The sequence below is a fragment of the Sporosarcina sp. FSL K6-3457 genome, assembly GCF_038007285.1.
In the GTDB taxonomy this organism is placed as follows: Bacteria; Bacillota; Bacilli; order Bacillales_A; family Planococcaceae; genus Sporosarcina.
On record NZ_JBBOWX010000001.1, the window covers coordinates 2,911,256 to 2,931,704 of the forward strand.

The following is a 20,449-nucleotide window of genomic DNA, read 5'->3' on the forward strand; positions in this document are numbered from 1 at the left end:
TTCATTTCCGGACGATGTCACGGAGGAATTTATCGAGCGGCCATGTATTAACGACCGTTTCTTTTTTCAGCCAAGCTTTTTGGCCGTATTTCACACCAATATCCATATATTTCAACTGATCAATAGCATGTGCGTCTGTATTGATAGCGATCGGAACGCCTGCCTCTTGCGCCATGATTAAATGTTCCGTCGCCAAATCCAATCGGTAAGGATTCGCATTTAGCTCCAATACTTTACCGTATTCCTTAGCCCATTGAATAAGCTGGGGTATATCCGGATTATAGCCTTCACGCTGACCGACAATACGCCCTGTTGGATGTGCAATCATATCGACATGCGGATTTTTCATCGCCGTATGGAGCCTCTCCATAATTTGTTCTTGCGATTGGCTAAAGCTTGAATGGATAGACGCAATAACAAAATCGAGCTCACTTAACAATTCATCGTTAAAATCGAGCGTTGCATCGGGAAGAATGTCCATTTCCGTTCCACAAAAAATTTCAATATCATCATATTCTTCATTTAAAGCACGAATTTCTGCAATTTGTTGACGCACGCGTTCTGGCGTTAAACCGTTCGCCACTTTCAAGTACTCTGTATGATCCGTAATAACCATATAAGAATAGCCTTTGGCACGGCATGCCTCCACCATTTCACGGATAGAATAGCCTCCGTCCGACCAAGTCGTATGCATATGCAAGTCAGAGCGGATATCTTCTAGCGCAATTAAGCCTGCTAATTCTTCGACACGGTCGATTTCACTTCCATTTCTACGAAGCGCGGGTGGAATGAAAGGCAGATCGAAGTGGGCAAAAAATTCCGTTTCCGACTCGAATGTCGTAACAGCTCCCTCTTCATCCTCCACGCCGTATTCACTAATTTTTAACCCTCTCGACTTCGCTAGCTGACGCATACGAACATTATGATCCTTTGAACCTGTAAAATGATGAATGGCGGTAGCGAATTGCTCTTCCTTCACAAAACGGAAATCCGCATCGATTTGTTCTTCCAAGTCGAGTGTGACGGATAATTTGGCGTCACCTGCCCCGATTGTCGCAGAAAGTGGTAGGGAAGCTAGCAATTTCTCCCGTACAACGCTTGGCTTGTCCGTTACAATGATGAAGTCTACATCACTGCTTTGCTCTTCTGTCCGGCGGTAACTGCCTGCAACAGAAAAACGGGTGATTTCTGGGATTGCTTGTAGTTCCTGCTCCACAAATGATACAACCTTTTCTACTTGCCAAATCGGGAATTTACCTTGGCGTGTGCCTAGCAATTCTATTTCAGCTAACAGATTGTCTTCCGTTTTCTTCCCAAAGCCAGGAGCCTTGCTCACTTCTCCAGCGGCACATGCATCGCGTAATGATTCGACTGAGTCGATACCGAGTGCTTCATGCAATTTGGCGATTTTCTTGCCACCAAGTCCCGGGATTTTCAATAAGGGAACCAGTCCTTTAGGAACCGTCTCTTCTAGCTCTTTTAGTAGCTCTGACTCGCCTTTTTCCAGCAAATCCGTAATGACTGCACCCGTCCCTTTACCGATGCCCTTTAGTGTAAGAATATCGTCCATTTCAGCTAGACTACGTGGATCAAGTTCGAGTACATTAGCCGCTTTTCGAAATGCAGAAACTTTAAAATGGTTTTCTCCAAGTAACTCCATATATAAAGCGATTTTTTCAAACGTACGAATGATTGTTTTTTTATTCAACAAAAGCCCTCCTCTGATGAAAAGCGTAAGCGCCTGTTCAGGGGTGACAGGCATAAGACGGACCAACAGCGTGGTGCTTTTTGCCACATAGCTGGGTCGACTTATGACCCGAGCCCCTAGGCGCTGGAGCCTAGACACTAGTATATCAAAATAAAATTATTCTTACTGACGTCTTGAAAAAAGCTTCCCTCCGGCAAGGGGGAAGCTGTTACTTTTTGTAAATGAACCACCAATTTTTCACCATTTCAGAAAACACCGGTGTGTGTTCAAACATCGTCTTCGTAAGCAATGATTTGCTTAACAGCCCCTGAACAAAGTCTATTGGTACCATTGCAAGCAGATAGAGTACTAGGAAAATGAGTATATAAAACTCGATGAACCCAAACATTGCTCCTGCAAATCGCGCAACGAAACCTAAGACAGGTAAGTATTTCAAAAAATCGAACATAGATGCCACTAATTGCAAGCCAAATTTGACGACTAGAAAAATAAGGACAAATGCCAACAAATGATAAAACGTCTCATCTAAATCGAGTTGGTCAACCGTCATAGATAGCTTAGAGCCAGCCGTCACGCCCGGATAGGGAATCCAGAGGACAAATTTCTCCGCAAGTTGTTTATAATACGTATAAGCAACAATAAGTGCTACGATAAATCCCGTCATATGTATAACTTGGACAATCAGTCCTCGTCTAAAACCAGTGACGAGCCCCCCGAATAGGAGGAATAAGATAAGTAAATCAAGCATGTAAGACCGTCAACCCTTCAACTTATTCAATTCTTCTTCTATTTGTTCAACTTGCTCTTTTAATTTAAGATAATCATGTACACTATTAACAGCGGTGAGCACAGCGATTTTTGAACTGTCAAGATACGGGTTGCGGGCACTGATCTCCCTCATCCTGTCATCAACCATCGAGGCGACCAACCGCACATGACTGCTAGTTTCGGTACCGACAATTGTATAAGTCTGTCCGTAAATGTCAACGGTTATGCGTGTCTTCTGTTCGTCTGTCAATGGCAATACCTCCCACATCAATTACGCTTCGCTTTCAGTACAAAAGCATTTGCTGGTTGAAGATAAAAACTCTGTTATCAATCATACCACGAAACTGATTTAGTTGGGAATAAAGTCGACGAAAGGAAGTTTTAATTTGAGTAATCAAGTCATTTTAGTAGATGATCAAGGTTTAAAAAAAGTAATAGCACACTATGCTTCTTCAAAAATTGTCCGCAATGCGCCCGGTGTTGTTTTTGCAGCAAAGCTAACAGATACAACGATTACAGCATACAAATCCGGTAAAGTCCTCTTTCAAGGTGGCGGGTCCGAAAGAGAAGCAGCTCGTTGGGGCAAAGCGGAAGGGAATAAAACATCTACAAAAGCGACAACAAAAGGCGACACTTTACCTATTAACCTAGCCCAACTCTCTGTCGTTGGGTCGGACGAAACGGGCACCGGTGATTTCTTTGGTCCTGTAACGGTTGCCGCGTGCTTTGTCCGTGCTGACCAAGTCGAACTCGTGCGTGAACTCGGCGTCAAGGATTCAAAGCAGTTAACCGATGACCTTATGCGAAAAATCGCTCCTGATTTGCAGGCGACGCTTATTTACAGTGTGCTGACATTGGAAAATGCTAAGTACAATGAAGTGCAGGCTCGTGGCTGGTCGCAAGGGAAAATCAAAGCACTTCTTCATAACCAAGCACTCAAGCATGTTCTACGAAAAATGGACGGGGAAAAACCTGATTATATTTTGATTGACCAATTTGCGGAACGTGGTATTTATTATAATCATATTAAAAATGAGGCTGAGATTATTCGAGAGAATGTACTCTTTTCAACCAAGGCGGAAGGTCTGCATATGTCCGTTGCCGCAGCATCCATTATTGCACGCGTAGCGTTTTTAGAAGAGATGGATCGACTGAGCAAAATTGCGGGCGTCGATCTACCAAAAGGCGCAGGAGCCAAAGTGGATGAGGTTGCCGCTAAGATTTTATTGAAAAGTGGAGAAGAAACGTTGAAATCTTTAACCAAATGGCACTTCGCCAATGCGGGGAAAGCGAAGGCTATTGCTGCGAGGAAGCGAAAGTAACTTTTTTGAACTTCAGAAGAAAAATTCAACTTAAAGGCTAATATTGTTTTTTCGGTCGTGAAACCTGTTAGTAAATAGATTTGACCATTCGCTAAGCTAAAGGTCCCAAAATGACGATAACTCTGTCCAATTGATCGATAACTTTGCTGAATTGATCGATAAACGTTGGCAATTGATTGATATCAGCTTCAGATTGAACGATAACTTCCGGCAAATGACCGATAACTTTCATGTGAGTAAAATAACTTGTCGAAATAGCAAATACCTTTATTTCATTCCAAAAAGCCACACAGAGAAATCTAACTCTGTGCGGCTTTTTTGTAATTACCCTCGAAGCAATGCTCCTGCTTCTGTCGTTAATGCGTTCAACACTTTGTCGTGCGCTTTGACGACTTCTTCGTCCGTCAATGTGCGCTCTGGATCTGCGTACGTCAGCGAGAATGCAACAGATTTCTTGCCTTCCTCTACGTTCGCTCCTTCGTATAAGTCAAACAACCGAACTGTTTTCAACAATTTGCCGCCCGCATTGCGAATGACATGCTCTAGTTTACCTGCAGATGTTTCGCTCGATACGACAAGTGCAATATCTCTTGAAATCGATGGGAAACGTGGAACTTGTGTATAGACCAATTCAGCCGTTTCAATGGCAAGGATTTTTGCAAGATTCATTTCCATCACATAGGTATTTTTCAAGTCGCGTTTTTTCTGTTCTGTTGGGTGAATTTGGCCAATCAAACCAATTCGTTCGCCATTATAGAAAATATTCGCTGTGCGACCTGGGTGCATTCCGTCTATTTGTGCTTGTTCGAATGATAAACCTTCCACTAAGCCAAGGCTATCCATCATGCCTTCCACAATTCCTTTAAGCACGAAGAAATCAACCATCTTCGTTTCAGCCTGCCATGCATGATCCACCCATTTACCCGTCATCACTGCTGCTACATGCTCGACTTCCTGTGGTAAACCATCTTCCTGCTCCCCAAGGAATACTGAACCTGTTTCATACAACGCAACTGAGTCCGTACGGCGTGCTACATTATAGGTCGCCGCTTCCAATAGATGCGGAATGATGCTTTGACGCAGTATACTGCGGTCTTCACTCATCGGCATCAGCAATTTTGTAACAGGTGCCGTTTCAAGTGCATAAGCTTGCGCCTGCTCTTTCGATGTCAATGAATACGACAATGCTTGATACAGTCCTGCGCCTTCAAGGAATGCTCTAACAGTACGGCGTTTTGCCTGGTACGATGTCAATCCACCTGGGATTGATTCTGTAACCGGCAGTGTCATCGGAATATGGTCATAGCCATACATACGTGCAATTTCCTCGATAATATCTTCTTCGATACGCAGATCCTGCCTGCGCGTCGGTGCGTCAATGACAAGTTTGCCGTTGACAGCCTCTGTGCTGATTTGCAGTCTCTCTAAAATAGACAGCATTTCTTCTAAAGAGATTTTCATACCAAGACGATTATTAATATAATCTGGTGAAACTGTAATGCGTGCTGGTGTCTTATCGAGTTCATCCACAGTCACTGAACCACTTAACACTTCGCCACCTGCGATGTCAGCCATCAACTGAGCTGCACGTTCTGCCGCTGCAATAACACGTTGTGGATCGACACCTTTTTCAAAGCGCGTGCTCGCGTCACTACGCAGCCCGATTTCTCTCGATGTTTGACGGACTGATCCCGATGCAAAATAAGCCGATTCAATGACAACTGTTGTCGTACCATCATGCACTTCAGAATTTAATCCACCCATAACACCTGCAATCGCAACAGGCTCTTTACCATTCGTAATGACAAGGTTATGTGATTTCAACGTCCGCTCTGTTTCATCCAGCGTCGTAATCTTTTCTCCCTCTTCAGCAAGACGAACAACGATTTCTCCCGTTCCAAGACGGTCGTAGTCGAACGCATGAAGTGGCTGACCATATTCCATCAATACGTAGTTCGTAATATCGACGACGTTATTATGCGGACGTACGCCGGCTGCCATCAAACGGTTTTGTAACCATAATGGGGATTCAGCAATTTTGACGTTTTTCACGACTTTCGCTACGTACATCGGATTGTCCGCTAGCGCATCAATACGCAATTTCAGCACATCTTCAGCTTTCTCAGCTGATTCCGTATACGTAGTTTCTGGTAATTGAATACCTTGTGATAAAATCGCGCCAACTTCATAAGCCACACCAAGCATGCTTAGTGCATCCGAACGGTTCGGTGTCAAATCAAATTCAAGCACGATATCGTCGAGTCCAATAAGCGGTAATGCATTTTCTCCAGGTACCGCAGTTTCAGGAAGTACATAAATACCTTCTGCATATGCTTTCGGAACAAGTTTGCCTTCAACAGCGAGCTCTTGCAGTGAACAAATCATACCGTTCGATTCTTCACCACGAAGTTTTGCTTTTTTAATTTTAAAGTTACCTGGCAGCACAGCACCAGGTCGGGCTACGATGACTTTTTGTCCTTCTGCAATATTTGCCGCACCACAAATAATTTGCGTCACTTCTTCCCCTACGTCCACCTGACAAATATTCAATTTATCTGCTTCTGGGTGTTTCACACATTCCTTGACATACCCAACCACTACGTTAGTCATGCCTTGGGAACGGTCAATAATCGAATCGACTTCAATTCCGGCGCGTGTAATTTTCTCCGCCAGTTCCGCCTCAGCAATACCTTCTATATTTACGTAGTCACTTAACCATTTTGTAGATACTAACATGTGTCGTCCCCTCCTTAAGCTTCCGTCCGGTGGAATTGTGATACAAAACGCACGTCATTCGTATAGAAATGACGAATATCTTCCACACCATATTTCAACATTGCAATCCGTTCAGGTCCCATACCGAAAGCAAAGCCTGATACGACAGATGGATCATAACCAGCCATTTTCAGCACGTTCGGGTGTACCATACCGGCACCCAAAATTTCAATCCAGCCCGTCTTTTTACATACATTACAGCCGTCTCCACCACATTTAAAGCATGAAATGTCCATCTCAACAGATGGCTCAGTGAACGGGAAGAAGCTCGGACGTAAACGAATTTCACGCTCATCGCCAAACATTTTTTTCGAGAATAGAGATAGCGTCCCTTTTAAATCACTCATGCGAATATCTTCACCGATAACAAGCCCTTCAATTTGCGTGAATTGATGCGAATGTGTCGCATCATCGCTATCACGACGATACACTTTCCCCGGGCAAATGATTTTAATTGGTGCGCCGCCCTTCGCTTCCATCGTTCGCGCTTGAACAGGTGATGTGTGCGTACGAAGAAGAATATCTTCTGAAATATAGAAAGAATCCTGCATATCACGTGCTGGATGCCCTTTCGGCAAGTTCAGCGCTTCAAAGTTGTAATAATCTTTTTCGACTTCAGGACCTTCTGCAATTTCATAGCCCATGCTGATGAAGAAGTCCTCGATTTCTTCAACGACACGTGTTAGTGGATGATGATTCCCTGTGGGCGCAGGACGTCCTGGCAATGTCACGTCAATCGATTCGTTAGCAAGCTGTTCGTTGATCGCTTGTTCCTCAAGTTTCGCCATACGATCTTCCAGCACCTCAGTAACTGCTTCACGAATGACATTGACAAGCGCCCCCATTTTCGGACGTTCCTCAGCCGGTAATTTCCCCATGCCTTTTAGCAGGTCGGTAATCGGCCCTTTTTTCCCTAAGTAAGCAACGCGGACTTCGTTTAAATCTTTCAAATTTGTTGCTTCTTTAATTTTAGCAAGTGCACGTTCTCTTAACTCTTGTAACTGTTGTTCCATTGTTCATTCTCCTTTCCAAAATAAAAAACCCCCGCCCCTATAAAAGGGACGAGGACGATTTCGCGGTACCACCCTGATTATCACACCCGAAGGCATGATCACTCAAATCGGAATAACGGTCCGGCGCCGGCACATCTTTACAGCTTCCGCTGGTCCTGATGGCAGCTCATGGGGTGAACTTCAACAAACACTTGCCCATCTACGCTTTCAGTCAAGGCGCAAATTCCCTTTTGGTTCGTGTGATGCTTACTTTTCCCAGTCATTGCTTTTTATTTTAATTCATAACTACTAGTATACCCGAAATCATTTTGTTCATCAACAGTAGAACGTTAATCCCTCGAATACGAATACAGCAGGATTCCTGTTGCGACTGCCACATTTAGGGACTCAGCTTTGCCGTACATCGGAATTTTTACCGTTGCATCTGCCAATGCCAATAATTCAGGTTCAACACCGCTACCCTCATTGCCCATAATCAAAGCGAATTCCGTTTGCGGTTCAATATCGGAATGATTGACTGCATTTTGTAGCCCTGTGCCAAGTACCTTAATGCCCACTTGTTTTGACTTTGTCGCCCATTCCATCAAATCGCCTCTGACGACAGGGATATTGAAGTGAGAACCTTGCGCGGAGCGAACTGTTTTTGGATTATATGGATCAGCTGAGCCCTTGCCAAGAATGACCGCATCCATTCCCGCAGCGTCCGCTGTACGAATCATCGTGCCTACATTGCCTGGATCTTGGACTGCGTCAACTAGCAATAGTTTTTTCCATGATATGAAATCTTCTTCAGCATGTTTAGGCTGTCGGCAATGCGCATAGACGCCTTGTGAATGTTCTGTTTCTGAAATTTCTTTCGCAACCGCACTGTTTACTTCAACAATATGTACACCTTCTGTTGACCAATCTGTAGGAAATTCAACGCCATCTCGGATGATCAATGCAAGTATCGCTCCGTCTTTTTTTAATGCTTCTTCAACAAGATGGAAGCCTTCTACGAGAAATTCCTCTGTTTTGTCGCGTTCTTTTCGTGTTGTCACAAGTTTTTTCCAATGTTTCACAAGTGAGTTTTGTGGGGATTCAATGCGTTTCATAGTCGTCGTTACCGCCTTTTTCTTTTCAGTGTAACAAATGCTCGTATAGTTGGCGATATTTGTGTCCAAAATGATGATAGGAGGTTGATAAAATGGATTTTCAAATACGAGACGCAATTACGGCCAACATGAAAAATAATTCAGCGGAAGATGTCCGTAATGTCGTCGAAGATGCCATCAAACGAGGCGAAGAGCATCTATTACCAGGACTCGGCGTCTTTTTCGAAAAGCTGTGGAATAGTTCAGGCGAACAGGAAAAGTCAAAAATGGCCGGAGAGTTAGCTCAAGTATTTGCAGCGAGTTGAATGGTAGGGAAATACGTGGGTGCCTGTGCATCCACGTATTTTCAATCTTACTGCTCCACTTCACTCAGGAACCACGCTCTCTTGTTGAATAAAGAAATCAAAGCCCATCGACGTCGCAATGCCAAAGACAAGTGTCCATAAAGCAATACTAATCGTCATCCAAATGGTTGTATTCACTTTACTTGCTCCAAATAATAACCCAATGAAGGCCGCAATATGCGTTCCTATTAAAATCGGACCAAGTAGCGCAAGTCCTGGCATCCCATATTTATTCCAAATCCGTTTACCTCGTTCAGTTCGCTTGGAGTCCCCTTTTCCACTCTTCTGCTTCCGTGACTCCATCCAAGCTTGCACTTTTTGAAAGGCAATAATGAGAATCAGCACCGTAAACATATTACCAACAAATGCAAGAGTCATAACCCAAAACGGCGACAACCCTCTAATGATACCTAAAGGGATAACAAGCGCAATTTCCAACCATGGAATCGCTGCACCCAAAAACACTAAAAAATATTCAACCATCATTCATCTGCCCCCGTATATTTCTTGATTTCTTTGTAATAAATAAAATACTGTCCCATCGAAAGAAGCAAAAGTCCCATTACCGTCCCAATCGTGCCCGATTGAAACCCCATCGACAAACCTGCCAAAAATGGAATAGTCCACACAAAATACGTATAAACTTTCTTCGTCGCCCGTTTCGTAACTTCTTGAAATAGCTCATCATCCTCCATGTACTCTTGGGGCTTCCATGAAAACAGGTTTATTTTATGCTTCGGCATGCGTTTGTTGTGCTGAGCAACTCGCAAAAAAAACACCAAAAAATAGACAACGAAAATAAGCACTAGAATTCCCTTCAGTACGTCTAATTTCCCTTGTCCATCCGTGAAGAACTTGATTACACCATCCTCAAATGGATTAGAAGAAAAGCCCGTCATCAACACAACTGCCATTAAGATCATAATTGCACCCATTTGCCATAATGGATACGTAATCCTCATATCTTTCTTCATGATCATTCCTCCCCTTCTAACCAAAATAATTCGTTAATATCACAGTCCAACGCACGAGCCAGTTTCAATGACAGTGTCACAGACGGTGAAAACTCTCCTTTTTCAATGAAGCCAATGGTCTGCCGTGTCACGCCAACGCGTTTAGCTAATTCAATTTGTGTGAAGTCATGTCGTGCTCGCAATTCCTTCAGCCGATTCTTTAACATCCTGACACCTCCTAATTAAAATGTATACTATACTTAACATTTTGTAAATTATTATATTCATTAGGTTAAGTTTAATGCACAAAAAAAGACACTCACTTGAGTGCCTTTTTCACATAATGGGCGACCACTGGATGTAATTTGATTATTTTTTCCTCAACCTGCGTATGCGTTAGTCGAATTAATTCAGTCAACCATAAGTGAAACTTGAAGCTCTTTACTGAGATTTGTTCCAATTGTAAGTGCATCTTCTTTTGTTAATCCTCTTGCTACAATTTCACAATTACATTGTGGAAGTTTGTTTGCTCCTAGTCCATGAAAAGTCCAACCCAAATCGCAACATTTTCTTACTACATAAGCACCGTTAAATTCATAAATCGTAATACAATAAAGCTTTTCACTCACTGTCATAAATAGTCCGCCCTCCAATTATCTTACATTATACAATATTCTATTTCCAGGATTAAAAACCCTCTTATACCCAATTAATTTTCTTTCGATTCCAACAAAACATATTACTTACTCTTAATGAGCAAATTCACTTCCAGTAAGTTCCTTTGGGCAAAATAAAAAGACAGAATACACCCTTTGGGTTAGAATGAAAGTTCCTACACCATCAATCTACCAAAGGAGTGTGCCTGTCTATGTCTAGCTTATCACACCACCAACAAATTGAGGAAGGATTTCAAACCTGGAACTTACCCTTTTATTTTTCGAAACCTGTAGTACGTCATCTCCTCCATTTTATAGACGGTATGTCTAGTATCGGTTTCACGGGAAAGTTAACGGAAATCCATGCACTCAGTCATCATGCAAAACATCGCACCACACTCGGTCATTTTTTACAACATAGCCCGTGGAATGAGTCTTTTCTTCTACGACAATCAAAAAAACATGTTTTACGAAATATGAAAAAAGACGAGCCGACATTTTTATTGCTCGATGACACCATCTCCCAAAAGACAAAGCCTTCGTCACAGGCAACGTCACCTATACAAGCCACCGGCTTTCATTTTTCGCATACAGACGGAAAAAGCGTCTGGGGACATCAAGTTGTGCAATTAATGATGGCTAATCAACAAACTGCTTTCCCTTTTGACTTCCGTTTATTTTGCAAGGAACAAGACCAGAGTAAAATTGACTTATCCCTTGAAATGATTCGGCAAGTTCCAACTTTTAATCACCCAACATATTTACTTTGCGATAGCTGGTACACCTCGAAAACCATTATTGAAGCAGCTTTTTGTAAGGGGATACATACCATTGGTGCCATGAAAACCAATCGTATTTTGTATCCAAAGGGCATACGGATTCAAGCCAAACAATTCGCCACTCACATTCAACCAACAGAAACCAATTTCGTGACAATTGGGCAGGAAACCTATCGTGTGTACAGATATGAAGGTGCACTCAACGATTTGGCAAATGGCATAGTTTTACTTTGTTGGCCATCCGATGACGAAACATTGGATCCGAAAAACATACGTTGCTTTTTAAGTACAGATGTCGAATTAACAAATGAACAGATTTTAACCTATTACGGCTATCGCTGGCGAATCGAAACTTATTTTCAACAGGTCAAGGGACATCTGGGTTTTCAAGGGTATCAAGTGCGAAGTCGGAAAGCGATTCAACGTTTTTGGATACTTGTACAATTTGCGTATTTATTTTTAAGTGATATTTATGGAAAAAGCTTTACACAAACTATCCATCTTGTTCGAAAGAACAAATTCGCGAGCATCATTGAGTTTGTGCACAACTCAACCAAACATGGTGCTTCACTTGAGCAAATCAAAAACGAGCTACAAGTAGCCTAATGCATCAGTCTGTCATTTTTTATGGGAAATTTTACATTGAAATATGCTCATTTAGAGTTACTTACTAAAAACAGGTTACTTAAGAACAAAAGCGCTAAAGCGCCTCTGTCCACGTCCCAAGTGTAAACAATTCACTTGGGACTTTTCTTCGCCCTCCGCATGGTTCCACCACAAAAAGGACATTCCATCTCAACTTCTTCGTCCTTCTTTAATTCCACTTGAAAATCTTGTACAACAAAATCAGGAACATCGTCTTCTTCACGACAATCCACACACTCAAATAATACTGTCTCCATTTCTTCGTTTAAACCAAATGGATCATCTTCCTGTAATGATTGTAGAAATTCTTTGCTCAATTCATCCCGTTCTTTGTTTCCTGTCATTTGCTGATTCTCCTCGTATTTTGATAATCTCCATCCCCTCCATGTAATGATACAAAAATCCATAGTCAGCATGCCAGATTTCCACTAAATCCATCTCACGATGGCAATGTGGGCACAGGAAAGGATCACGATTAAAGGCCTCAATCATACGCTGTCGATACGTTTTCTTTTTTTGTTTCCTCTCCAACAGTAATGATAATTGTCTTGTGCGCATGAACGCATAAAGGGTCAAAACTTGTTTTGCCTTTTTATGTTTCGTTCTGCTATACAACCCAAAACGACCCACCATTCTAAAGTGTTTGGGTGGGATGTGCTGTAAAATATTATATAGAAATCTATACGCAGACTGTTTCACATCTACTCTTTTTCCTGTTTTGTGATCCTCATACCAATACGTGACCATCTTACCGTCATATTCTTCTATGCGATATTCAGCAATTGCAGGTCTAGCCAAGTATCTACCGATGTATTTGGCAGCTCCTTTTGCATTTTGCATTTTCTTTTCCGCATTTACATAAAAGCCCTTCGGATAACGACTGTACAAGTCATTTACTAAATCCTGTGCTCTTTGATCATCAGAAAACCACTTTTTCACCAAATCAAGAAGTACTTTCTGCCAAGATTTCCTCAAGTATTCATACGGAATATATTCGCTTGGACTCCATTCGTTCCGATTATCAATTGCACCTTCTGTCACTAAAGCATGTATATGAGGATTGAATTTCAAATCCCTACCAAAGGTATGGATTACCGTAATAATACCTGTTTGTAACTGACGCTTCTTACTTTTCCGTTGGTAATAAAATTGAAAAACCTGAGCTACCTGTTGACTCAGTTCATTCAACTTTTTACGATCTTGAAAAAAGATGTTTCTAAGTTCCTGTGGAACTGTAAAAACCATATGACGATGTGGAACATTCAATATCAGTTCCTGCTGTTTATCGGACCAATCATCCGTATATTTTTTCCCGCACTTATTACAAAAACGACTTTTACATGTGAAACAAACGAATACAGGCCTTGGGTTCCCTTCGCATCCTAAACATTCATATTTAGCATACCCCAAATCAGAAGACCCGCATTTGATTGTTTTTAGAACTGTTTCCTTGATATCCTCTCGATAAGATTCCGGAAATAAGTGCTCGTGTAAATACCAAAATCCCACGAAATGATCTTTCAATATTTTCTTGATGACTCCTTCATTATCTCGGCCCATATTCCATCCTCCTATCGTTATACGAACAGTTTATCGAACAGTTATCCACAAGTCGAGAACTTTATAATTTCCTAGACAATAAAAAAAGCCCAGTCAGTAAAGACCTGGACTCATCAATCTATTCAATTACAACACATTAGCCAAAACAGCTTTCTGTGCGTGCAGACGATTCCCCGCTTGTTGGAAGACGTATGAATTCGGTCCATCAATAACAGACGTCGCCACTTCTTCCTCACGATGTGCCGGCAGACAGTGCAAGAACATGTAATCCTCTTTCGCATGTGCAACCAATGCATCATTGATTTGGAAATCTTTAAACGCTTCAAGACGCGCTGCCGCCTCTTCTTCTTGGCCCATACTCGTCCAGACGTCTGTATAAACGACATCTGCATCAGTTACCGCTTCAACCGGGTTCGTTGTTGTCACAACACTACCGCCGTTCTTAGCAGCTAACTCCTGCGCTTTGACCAGAAGATCTGCGTTATATTCAAACCCTACTGGCGTCGCAACCGCTGCATGCATACCCATATGTGCTGCGGCGATGATAAGCGAGTGCGCTACATTGTTACCGTCCCCAATGTAGGCAATCTTCTTGCCCGCTAGCGATCCTTTCACTTCCAAAATCGTCAACAAGTCTGCCAACGCCTGACATGGATGAAAAATATCTGTTAAACCGTTAATGACTGGTACCGATGTATGCTCCGCCAATTCTTTGACCATTTCATGTGAATTCGCACGAATCATAACGCCATCCAAATACTCTGACAATACATGCCCTGTATCATACACCGACTCCCCGCGTCCGATTTGTAAGTCACGCGCATTCATAAACATCGCATGGCCCCCAAGTTGAATCATTCCAACTTCAAATGAGATACGTGTACGCGTTGAATGCTTTTCAAAAATCATTCCGAGTGTCTTGCCAGCTAAAATAGGTGGCATATTGCCCGCAAGCATTTCCTTTTTCATGTCATTTGCATAATCTAATAAATAGGCAACTTCTTCACTTGTATAATCAAGAAGGGATAGTAGGTCCTTCCCCTTCAATCCATTTGCAATATCATTATTTTTCTCTTCAACTTTCATCATAACTACATCCCCAATCACTGTTTTCACTTTGTATATCACAGTATATAATATGCATAATTATAAAGTCAAGTGCATCATTATGAATTTGTTGAAATAAAAAAACTGCCCTAACTATTTTACTAGCTAGAGCAGTTCACCTATTAATTAATCAAATGTAATGGTATTGACCGCGTCACGGTCTAATTTCTTAATAACCTCAACAATGAGCTTCACCGTGTTTTCAAAGTCATCGCGATGCAAAATGCCTGCATGTGAATGAATGTATCTTGTCGGAATACAGATTGCCAGAGACGGGACGCCATGTCCTGATAAGTGAATCGACCCTGCATCCGTTCCACCGCCTGGAATCGTTTCAAACTGATATGGAATGCCATGTTCTTCAGCTGTATCGACAACGAAGTCACGCAATCCTTTGTGAGATACCATAGAAGCATCAAATAGCAGGATTTGTGGACCATCACCCATTTTCCCCGTTGCTTCCTTCGATGTAATCCCCGGCGTATCACCAGCGATGCCTACGTCAACCGCGAAGCCAATGTCCGGCTGGATTTTTGTTGCAGCTGTACGTGCGCCACGAAGACCGATTTCTTCTTGTGCTGCACCTACGCCAAATACAATATTCGGGTGATTTTCAGCTTTCAATGCCTTCAAAACTTCAATCGCAATGGCGATACCAATGCGGTTGTCCCATGCTTTCGCAAGCAAGTATTTTTCGTTATTCATCACCGTGAATTCGAAATAAGGCACAACCATATCTCCCGGTAAAATACCCCACGACTTGACTTCCTCTTTCGAAGTAGCCCCTACATCAATGAACATGTCTTTAATATCGACAGGCTTGTTACGTGCTTCAGGCGTCAGGATATGTGGAGGCTTCGATCCGATAACCCCTGTCACTGTATCCCCTTTGCGTGTCACAATTGTCACACGTTGTGCTAGCATCACTTGTGACCACCAGCCACCGACTGTTTGGAAAGATAAGAATCCTTTGTCGTCAATTTTAGAAATCATAAAACCAACTTCATCTAAATGTCCTGCCAACATAATTTTCGGACCATTCACATCGCCCGTTTTTTTAGCAATCAATGAACCCAAACCATCCTGGTCAATTTCATCCGCAAACGGCTCTATGTACTTTTTCATCGCTTCGCGCGGTTCACGTTCATTTCCTGGAATCCCCTTCGCATCTGTGAGCGCTTTCAACATTTCTAGTGTTTCATCTAATTTCGTCAATTACTTCGACCTCCTAAATAAATCATACATGAGTAGTATATGCGAAATCGAGACTATTATCAAAACATTTCGGATTGAGAATGAACAAAAGCGCAAGCGCCTGTTCAGCCCCGACAAGCGCTGGAGGGCTTGAAAGTAAAGGCGCCCTTTGCCTTTACTAGCAAGACCGAAGCGACTCGAGGGGCTAGGCGCTGGAGCCTAGACGAGAATTAACCCTATTCCGACTTATCCGCAGTACGAGAATTTTATAATTTCCTAACAACAAAAAAATGAAAAGAATCATTAGAATGAGTACCTATCACCATACTCAAAAATCAATAATTAGTATCACGACATTACTTTCATTACATGTTAATCTGTGGAGGTAAAAGAAAATTATTAAAATGGAGGTGCTTTTTAGTGAAACGCTATGAAACATTTTTCCCAGATGAATGGATTGAAAAGATTGTGAAAACGAAAAAGGATGCGGGGGTTATTCTACTCCATAACAACGGAAAGCTTCCGTTACACAAGTCTAAAGTTGGAGGTGTTGGCTATTTCCCTAAAAACACAGCATATCCAACCGGGATTTCTGGAAACCCTCTTCACTTACTCGCACAGCTAAATTTTGAAGAGCTACCGCCCATCCCTGATTTTCCAACGAGGGGCATACTCGCATTTTATATTGATATGCATGATGATCTATATGGAATGGATTTAGACGATATGCAAAATCAAGCAGGGTATCGTACTTATTACTTTGAAGACTTAACATTACCAGCTGCCACTCGCGAAGAATTAGAGACATTACCACAACCTGAGTATCCCATCGTCCAAGGTGAGTATGCCATCGAGTGTTCAATCGGTTCCATTCCCTTACTTCAGGATAATTATGAATTTAAAACTGAATATAATGAAGACTACTACGTATTTTTCGAGGAATTATTTGGAGATCAAGTCGATGATAAGCTAGACGAGGTGTATGAGCGCTTCACCGAAGATATGGGTGAGGGGATAATTGGAGGCTATCCAATGTTCACACAGGAGGATCCGCGTTTTTATCGGGAGCATTTGCGGGAGCATGTACTGTTGTTTCAACTAGACTCTGTCTTTGGCGAGGAAGTTGAAGTGATGTGGGGAGACGCTGGAATTGCTAACTTTTTTATTCATCCGACAGATTTAAAAAACCGACGTTTCGACAAAGCATGGTTCAATTGGGATTGTTCATGAAAAAGACTCATGGAAAGATAAAAAGAATTTAGAGCCATTTAAGCAAAAAGGGTGAATTGATGCTTTGGGCATATCTTTAAAATAAATAACGAATTAGATGAATCATTCATTCAATATATCGATATGTATTGTGATGATTTACTAGAGATTCTAAGCTTCAACGAAAATTATAATACGCTGTTAGATAATTTCCCAATTCGCCCTAGAATTAAAGAGCCAAACTCGCGCATCCCTAAATTATATCATTACAATGTGATTTCATGGATTCATTTAAAAAAGTACATGGCTCTACGAAGCTCGGGATCCATCGTATGACAACTGATTCCAAGGAATGGGACTCGATTACTAAAAAAGATTTGTTTTTCAAAGATATTCTTGTTATTCCTGATAAGAATGACTTTATTCGCCTCGCCCAAGCGGATGATGCACTGGATACAAACTATATTATAAAAAAATTTTCCATGCAAACTAAATAAATATATTAACTATAAGGAGCAGCCCTCTTCCGCATATTGGAATAGGGCTGTTTTATTCATGTTAAATCACAACCTCAAACTCTTTCACATATACCGCATTTCCTGTTATCTCTATGTCATAACTATTTTTGTTTCTAGACACCCTAACCCGTACACGACCATCTTTGCCGATTTCATGACCTTGCTCGACCACAAGATTCAAATGTTCTTCAAAATCATTGTCGATATACGTTGCATAATAAGCACCCATGACGCCTGAAGCTGTTCCTGTCACCGCATCTTCAATTGTCCCTGAATAAGGGGATGAAAAATGACGGGCATGCATATCAGCATTTTCATCATATGTTTCCAAACAAAAAGGATGGACGGATGCTTTGGGCATTTCTTTCAAAATGCTTGGGAATATCTCAGTATTTGGTTTCATTCTATTGAATGCGCTAAGTGTCTTAATCGGCACTAATAGTGTCCATATCCCTGTACTCCCATAGACAACCGGCAAATCCTCGGCAATATCGGATTGTTCAAGACCGATGGATTGAGCCAATTCCTCTGGTGAACCCTTAAATTCTTCAAACTGTGGTGAAGCTTGTTGCATCGTTATACACAAAGCGCCATCCGTTAGCGAATCTATACGGATCGGTAAAATCCCCACTCTTGTTTCAATTGTTAGTTCATCTTTTTCAATTAATACTCCCCTAGTCTTTAAGGCAAATATGGTTGCCATTGTCGCATGCCCACACAAGTCCATTTCATGCCCTGGCGTGAAATAACGAATTCTCAGGTCTGCCACAGCTGATGTAACCACAAAGGAAGTTTCATTAAAACCTACTTTAATAGCAATTTCTTGCATCTCTTGATCCGTTAAATAATCTCCATTTAACACGACTCCCGCAGGATTTCCTTTATTCGGTTCTGTACTAAATGCGTCGTAATGGTAAACCGTGACTGATTTCATGTTTCATTCCCCCATCTTACTAACTTTCTTACTTCATACTTAGAATTTTAACAAAGTTATCAGTCTTTGAGTTACTATGAAAGAAAATACTTTTTTAGGTGGAATCGTACATGCTTAATATGTTTTCTTATAATTGGCAAGTAAGAGATGACTGGTTTGATTGGAGCCAGCAGATTTCGATTGAAGAACTTACAAAAAAACGTACGGGTGGTATGGGGAGTATACTGCATAATTTATTTCATGTAATTGATTGTGAACAGATTTGGGTTAATCAAATGAATGGGACACCAGTTATCGTGAAAGATATAAACGACATTTCAACTCTAGATGAAGTGATGGAGTTCTCTAACAGCACAAGACTGACGACACAAGGTTTCATTCAATCATGGACATCTGATTTGGAGGAAAAAGTCTTTGAAATGAAAAGGCGAAATGGCGATACGTCCTGTTTTACATACGGAAAAATAATGCGTCATATCATTTCACACGAACTTCATCATATTGGGCAACTGTCCGTCTGGTCTAGGGAGCTTGATATAAAGCCTGTCGCTTCGGATTTGCTGTTTAGAGAATATTAAAAATTTCAACTGCACAATCTACCTTTCTGATTGCTAGACAGAAAATTAAGGATTTGTTATAATTATCGTAGAAACAGGATATATTAAAAAAGACCACACCGATGTTGTCTCATCGATGCGGTGCTTACAATAGGCAGGTCCCCATATGGGGGTCAGCGTCCCATGATGAAATAATCCACCTGAGCCGCGAAACTCAAGGGTGGATTATTTCTTTTTCGACATCGAAAACGCCAGTGCTAGTACCGCAACTTGTAAAGTTGCAAAACTAATCATAATCACAAGCGATTCATATATAGTCATTTTTAGCAGCACCCCCTTCCGTCATGGAATATACCGTGACAGAAACAAGAAATAGGATGCTGACCACCCTTGAAAACCTATTCTCTTATTCTCCGATTATACCACACATGCGTTCTAAACAATCATTAAAATCTAGCTCTTTAATTCACTTATTACACCTCGTCTATCACTTCATTTAAAGTCAGAACTGCACACTAAACCCATTAAATATATGGACACCCGTTCCAAATCTAACAAGGTCATTTTCCCTAAGAACCCTAACTGCATTTTTCACTTCTTCCAAAATATCCGCATGAAGACCAATCGTATTATGTGCTCCGTAAACTTTCGCGACATGAGGAATTCCCGATATTTTCTCTAATGATTCAATCAAATCGATTGGATTGGTTGTAGGAAAAAAAGCATAGATCGGAGTCTCATCATACAGTAAATCTCCTGTGAATAAATATCCGTTGTTATTATCCAAAATAGATATATGGCCCGGAGAATGGCCAGGTGTGTGGTAAATAGTCAATTTCCTATTACCAATATTAATCTCACCGCCATCAGACAACAAACCTGTCGGGGTTCCCTGAAAAGGTTTATATGTCTCTGGATTAAAAGTTGCTGGTGTAGGGATTGTAATATCGCGACTGACATCTTTTCTAATTTGTTCGATGGATAACTTTTGAATGCCATTGATCAGCCAATCTTCTTCATCTGTATGTACATATAGGTTTTCATACTCACCATGACTTCCAATATGATCCCAATGAACATGCGTTGTCAGCACGATAATGGGTAGATCCGTTAGTTGATCTGTAATTCTTTTTATGTTGTCGATTCCAAGACCTGTATCAATAAGCGCCGCTTTTTCTTCACCTATTAATAAATAGGAATGAACCTTCTCCCAATGTCCATACTCACTAATTGCAAATGTAGTGTCATCTATTTCGTGAACTGTAAACCAAGAATCTTTAATTGTAACCAATTTTTAGTCCCCCTATTTTCTA

24 protein-coding genes are annotated in these 20,449 nt (G+C 41.5%); 6 read left to right on the top strand and 18 right to left on the bottom strand.

Annotated features, from left to right (window positions below):
- Window position 1 precedes the first annotated feature (1 nt).
- The 3 genes from polX to zapA form a co-directional block, all read right to left on the bottom strand.
- Entirely contained in the window at window positions 2–1,708 is a 1,707-nt protein-coding gene (gene polX, locus N1I80_RS14390; RefSeq protein ID WP_340738550.1) for a DNA polymerase/3'-5' exonuclease PolX, read from the bottom strand.
- 208 nt (window positions 1,709–1,916) lie between these two features.
- On the bottom strand, window positions 1,917–2,456 hold the full coding sequence (locus N1I80_RS14395) for a CvpA family protein (protein WP_340738551.1): 540 nt from the start codon (window positions 2,454–2,456) through the stop codon (window positions 1,917–1,919).
- 9 nt (window positions 2,457–2,465) lie between these two features.
- Entirely contained in the window at window positions 2,466–2,726 is a 261-nt protein-coding gene (zapA, locus tag N1I80_RS14400; RefSeq protein WP_318614327.1) for a cell division protein ZapA, read from the bottom strand.
- Window positions 2,727–2,862: 136 nt separating this feature from the next.
- On the opposite strand from zapA, the gene rnhC reads away from it, so the two are divergent.
- Complete coding sequence (gene rnhC / locus N1I80_RS14405; protein ID WP_340738552.1) at window positions 2,863–3,798, top strand: ribonuclease HIII; 936 nt, start codon at window positions 2,863–2,865, stop codon at window positions 3,796–3,798.
- Between the two features lie 91 nt (window positions 3,799–3,889).
- On the opposite strand, the gene N1I80_RS14410 is transcribed toward rnhC, so the two are convergent.
- The 4 genes from N1I80_RS14410 to N1I80_RS14425 all read right to left on the bottom strand — a co-directional run bounded on the left by N1I80_RS14410 (window position 3,890) and on the right by N1I80_RS14425 (window position 8,680).
- Window positions 3,890–4,030, bottom strand: coding sequence for a hypothetical protein (locus N1I80_RS14410; protein WP_340738553.1), 141 nt, complete (start codon window positions 4,028–4,030; stop codon window positions 3,890–3,892).
- A 92-nt stretch (window positions 4,031–4,122) separates the two neighbouring features.
- Entirely contained in the window at window positions 4,123–6,534 is a 2,412-nt protein-coding gene (gene pheT / locus N1I80_RS14415; RefSeq protein ID WP_340738554.1) for a phenylalanine--tRNA ligase subunit beta, read from the bottom strand.
- Between the two features lie 14 nt (window positions 6,535–6,548).
- Window positions 6,549–7,586 (bottom strand): phenylalanine--tRNA ligase subunit alpha, encoded by a 1,038-nt coding sequence (gene pheS / locus N1I80_RS14420; RefSeq protein WP_340738555.1) that lies wholly within the window; start codon window positions 7,584–7,586, stop codon window positions 6,549–6,551.
- Window positions 7,587–7,915: 329 nt separating this feature from the next.
- A complete protein-coding gene (locus N1I80_RS14425) occupies window positions 7,916–8,680 on the bottom strand; it encodes a TrmH family RNA methyltransferase (RefSeq protein WP_340738556.1) in 765 nt (254 codons plus the stop codon).
- Between the two features lie 92 nt (window positions 8,681–8,772).
- On the opposite strand from N1I80_RS14425, the gene sspI reads away from it, so the two are divergent.
- Window positions 8,773–8,985: a small acid-soluble spore protein SspI gene (gene sspI / locus N1I80_RS14430; RefSeq protein ID WP_340738557.1), complete on the top strand. Its 213-nt coding sequence runs from the start codon at window positions 8,773–8,775 to the stop codon at window positions 8,983–8,985.
- 60 nt (window positions 8,986–9,045) lie between these two features.
- On the opposite strand, the gene N1I80_RS14435 is transcribed toward sspI, so the two are convergent.
- From N1I80_RS14435 to N1I80_RS14450, 4 genes are all read right to left on the bottom strand, one after another.
- On the bottom strand, window positions 9,046–9,507 hold the full coding sequence (locus tag N1I80_RS14435) for a small multi-drug export protein (RefSeq protein WP_340740051.1): 462 nt from the start codon (window positions 9,505–9,507) through the stop codon (window positions 9,046–9,048).
- Complete coding sequence (locus tag N1I80_RS14440) at window positions 9,507–9,998, bottom strand: hypothetical protein (protein WP_340738558.1); 492 nt, start codon at window positions 9,996–9,998, stop codon at window positions 9,507–9,509. Before N1I80_RS14440 ends, N1I80_RS14435 begins: the two co-directional genes overlap by 1 nt.
- Before the next feature lie 2 nt (window positions 9,999–10,000).
- Window positions 10,001–10,204: a helix-turn-helix transcriptional regulator gene (locus N1I80_RS14445; protein ID WP_340738559.1), complete on the bottom strand. Its 204-nt coding sequence runs from the start codon at window positions 10,202–10,204 to the stop codon at window positions 10,001–10,003.
- Between the two features lie 183 nt (window positions 10,205–10,387).
- Window positions 10,388–10,612, bottom strand: coding sequence for a hypothetical protein (locus N1I80_RS14450; protein ID WP_340738560.1), 225 nt, complete (start codon window positions 10,610–10,612; stop codon window positions 10,388–10,390).
- 233 nt (window positions 10,613–10,845) lie between these two features.
- Between N1I80_RS14450 and N1I80_RS14455 the strand changes: the two genes are divergently transcribed.
- Window positions 10,846–12,018, top strand: coding sequence for an IS701 family transposase (locus N1I80_RS14455; protein ID WP_340738561.1), 1,173 nt, complete (start codon window positions 10,846–10,848; stop codon window positions 12,016–12,018).
- Between the two features lie 131 nt (window positions 12,019–12,149).
- Here N1I80_RS14455 and N1I80_RS14460 read toward each other — a convergent pair whose 3' ends face one another.
- The 4 genes from N1I80_RS14460 to N1I80_RS14475 form a co-directional block, all read right to left on the bottom strand.
- Complete coding sequence (locus N1I80_RS14460) at window positions 12,150–12,401, bottom strand: hypothetical protein (protein WP_340736278.1); 252 nt, start codon at window positions 12,399–12,401, stop codon at window positions 12,150–12,152.
- Window positions 12,376–13,617 carry an IS91 family transposase gene (locus N1I80_RS14465; RefSeq protein ID WP_340736277.1) on the bottom strand — a complete coding sequence of 414 codons (1,242 nt, stop codon included), beginning with the start codon at window positions 13,615–13,617 and terminating at the stop codon, window positions 12,376–12,378. The genes N1I80_RS14460 and N1I80_RS14465 overlap by 26 nt, the downstream gene beginning before the upstream one ends.
- Window positions 13,618–13,743: 126 nt before the next feature.
- A complete protein-coding gene (argF, locus tag N1I80_RS14470; RefSeq protein ID WP_340738562.1) occupies window positions 13,744–14,706 on the bottom strand; it encodes an ornithine carbamoyltransferase in 963 nt (320 codons plus the stop codon).
- 144 nt (window positions 14,707–14,850) lie between these two features.
- The gene (locus tag N1I80_RS14475) at window positions 14,851–15,939 is read right to left on the bottom strand and encodes a M42 family metallopeptidase (protein WP_340738563.1); all 1,089 of its coding nucleotides are present in this window, start codon (window positions 15,937–15,939) and stop codon (window positions 14,851–14,853) included.
- Between the two features lie 399 nt (window positions 15,940–16,338).
- On the opposite strand from N1I80_RS14475, the gene N1I80_RS14480 reads away from it, so the two are divergent.
- Complete coding sequence (locus N1I80_RS14480) at window positions 16,339–17,148, top strand: YwqG family protein (RefSeq protein WP_340738564.1); 810 nt, start codon at window positions 16,339–16,341, stop codon at window positions 17,146–17,148.
- 260 nt (window positions 17,149–17,408) lie between these two features.
- A complete protein-coding gene (locus N1I80_RS14485; RefSeq protein ID WP_340738565.1) occupies window positions 17,409–17,624 on the top strand; it encodes a hypothetical protein in 216 nt (71 codons plus the stop codon).
- Window positions 17,625–17,685: 61 nt separating this feature from the next.
- Here the strand turns inward: N1I80_RS14485 and N1I80_RS14490 are convergent, their stop codons facing one another.
- Window positions 17,686–18,579 carry a PhzF family phenazine biosynthesis protein gene (locus N1I80_RS14490; protein WP_340738566.1) on the bottom strand — a complete coding sequence of 298 codons (894 nt, stop codon included), beginning with the start codon at window positions 18,577–18,579 and terminating at the stop codon, window positions 17,686–17,688.
- A gap of 110 nt (window positions 18,580–18,689) precedes the next feature.
- Between N1I80_RS14490 and N1I80_RS14495 the strand changes: the two genes are divergently transcribed.
- A complete protein-coding gene (locus N1I80_RS14495; protein WP_340738567.1) occupies window positions 18,690–19,157 on the top strand; it encodes a DinB family protein in 468 nt (155 codons plus the stop codon).
- Window positions 19,158–19,361: 204 nt separating this feature from the next.
- Here N1I80_RS14495 and N1I80_RS14500 read toward each other — a convergent pair whose 3' ends face one another.
- Together N1I80_RS14500 and N1I80_RS14505 are read right to left on the bottom strand one after the other, a co-directional pair.
- On the bottom strand, window positions 19,362–19,457 hold the full coding sequence (locus tag N1I80_RS14500) for a putative holin-like toxin (RefSeq protein ID WP_340738568.1): 96 nt from the start codon (window positions 19,455–19,457) through the stop codon (window positions 19,362–19,364).
- Window positions 19,458–19,638: 181 nt separating this feature from the next.
- Window positions 19,639–20,427, bottom strand: a complete 789-nt coding sequence (locus N1I80_RS14505; RefSeq protein WP_340738569.1) for an MBL fold metallo-hydrolase — start codon at window positions 20,425–20,427, stop codon at window positions 19,639–19,641.
- Window positions 20,428–20,449 lie beyond the last annotated feature (22 nt).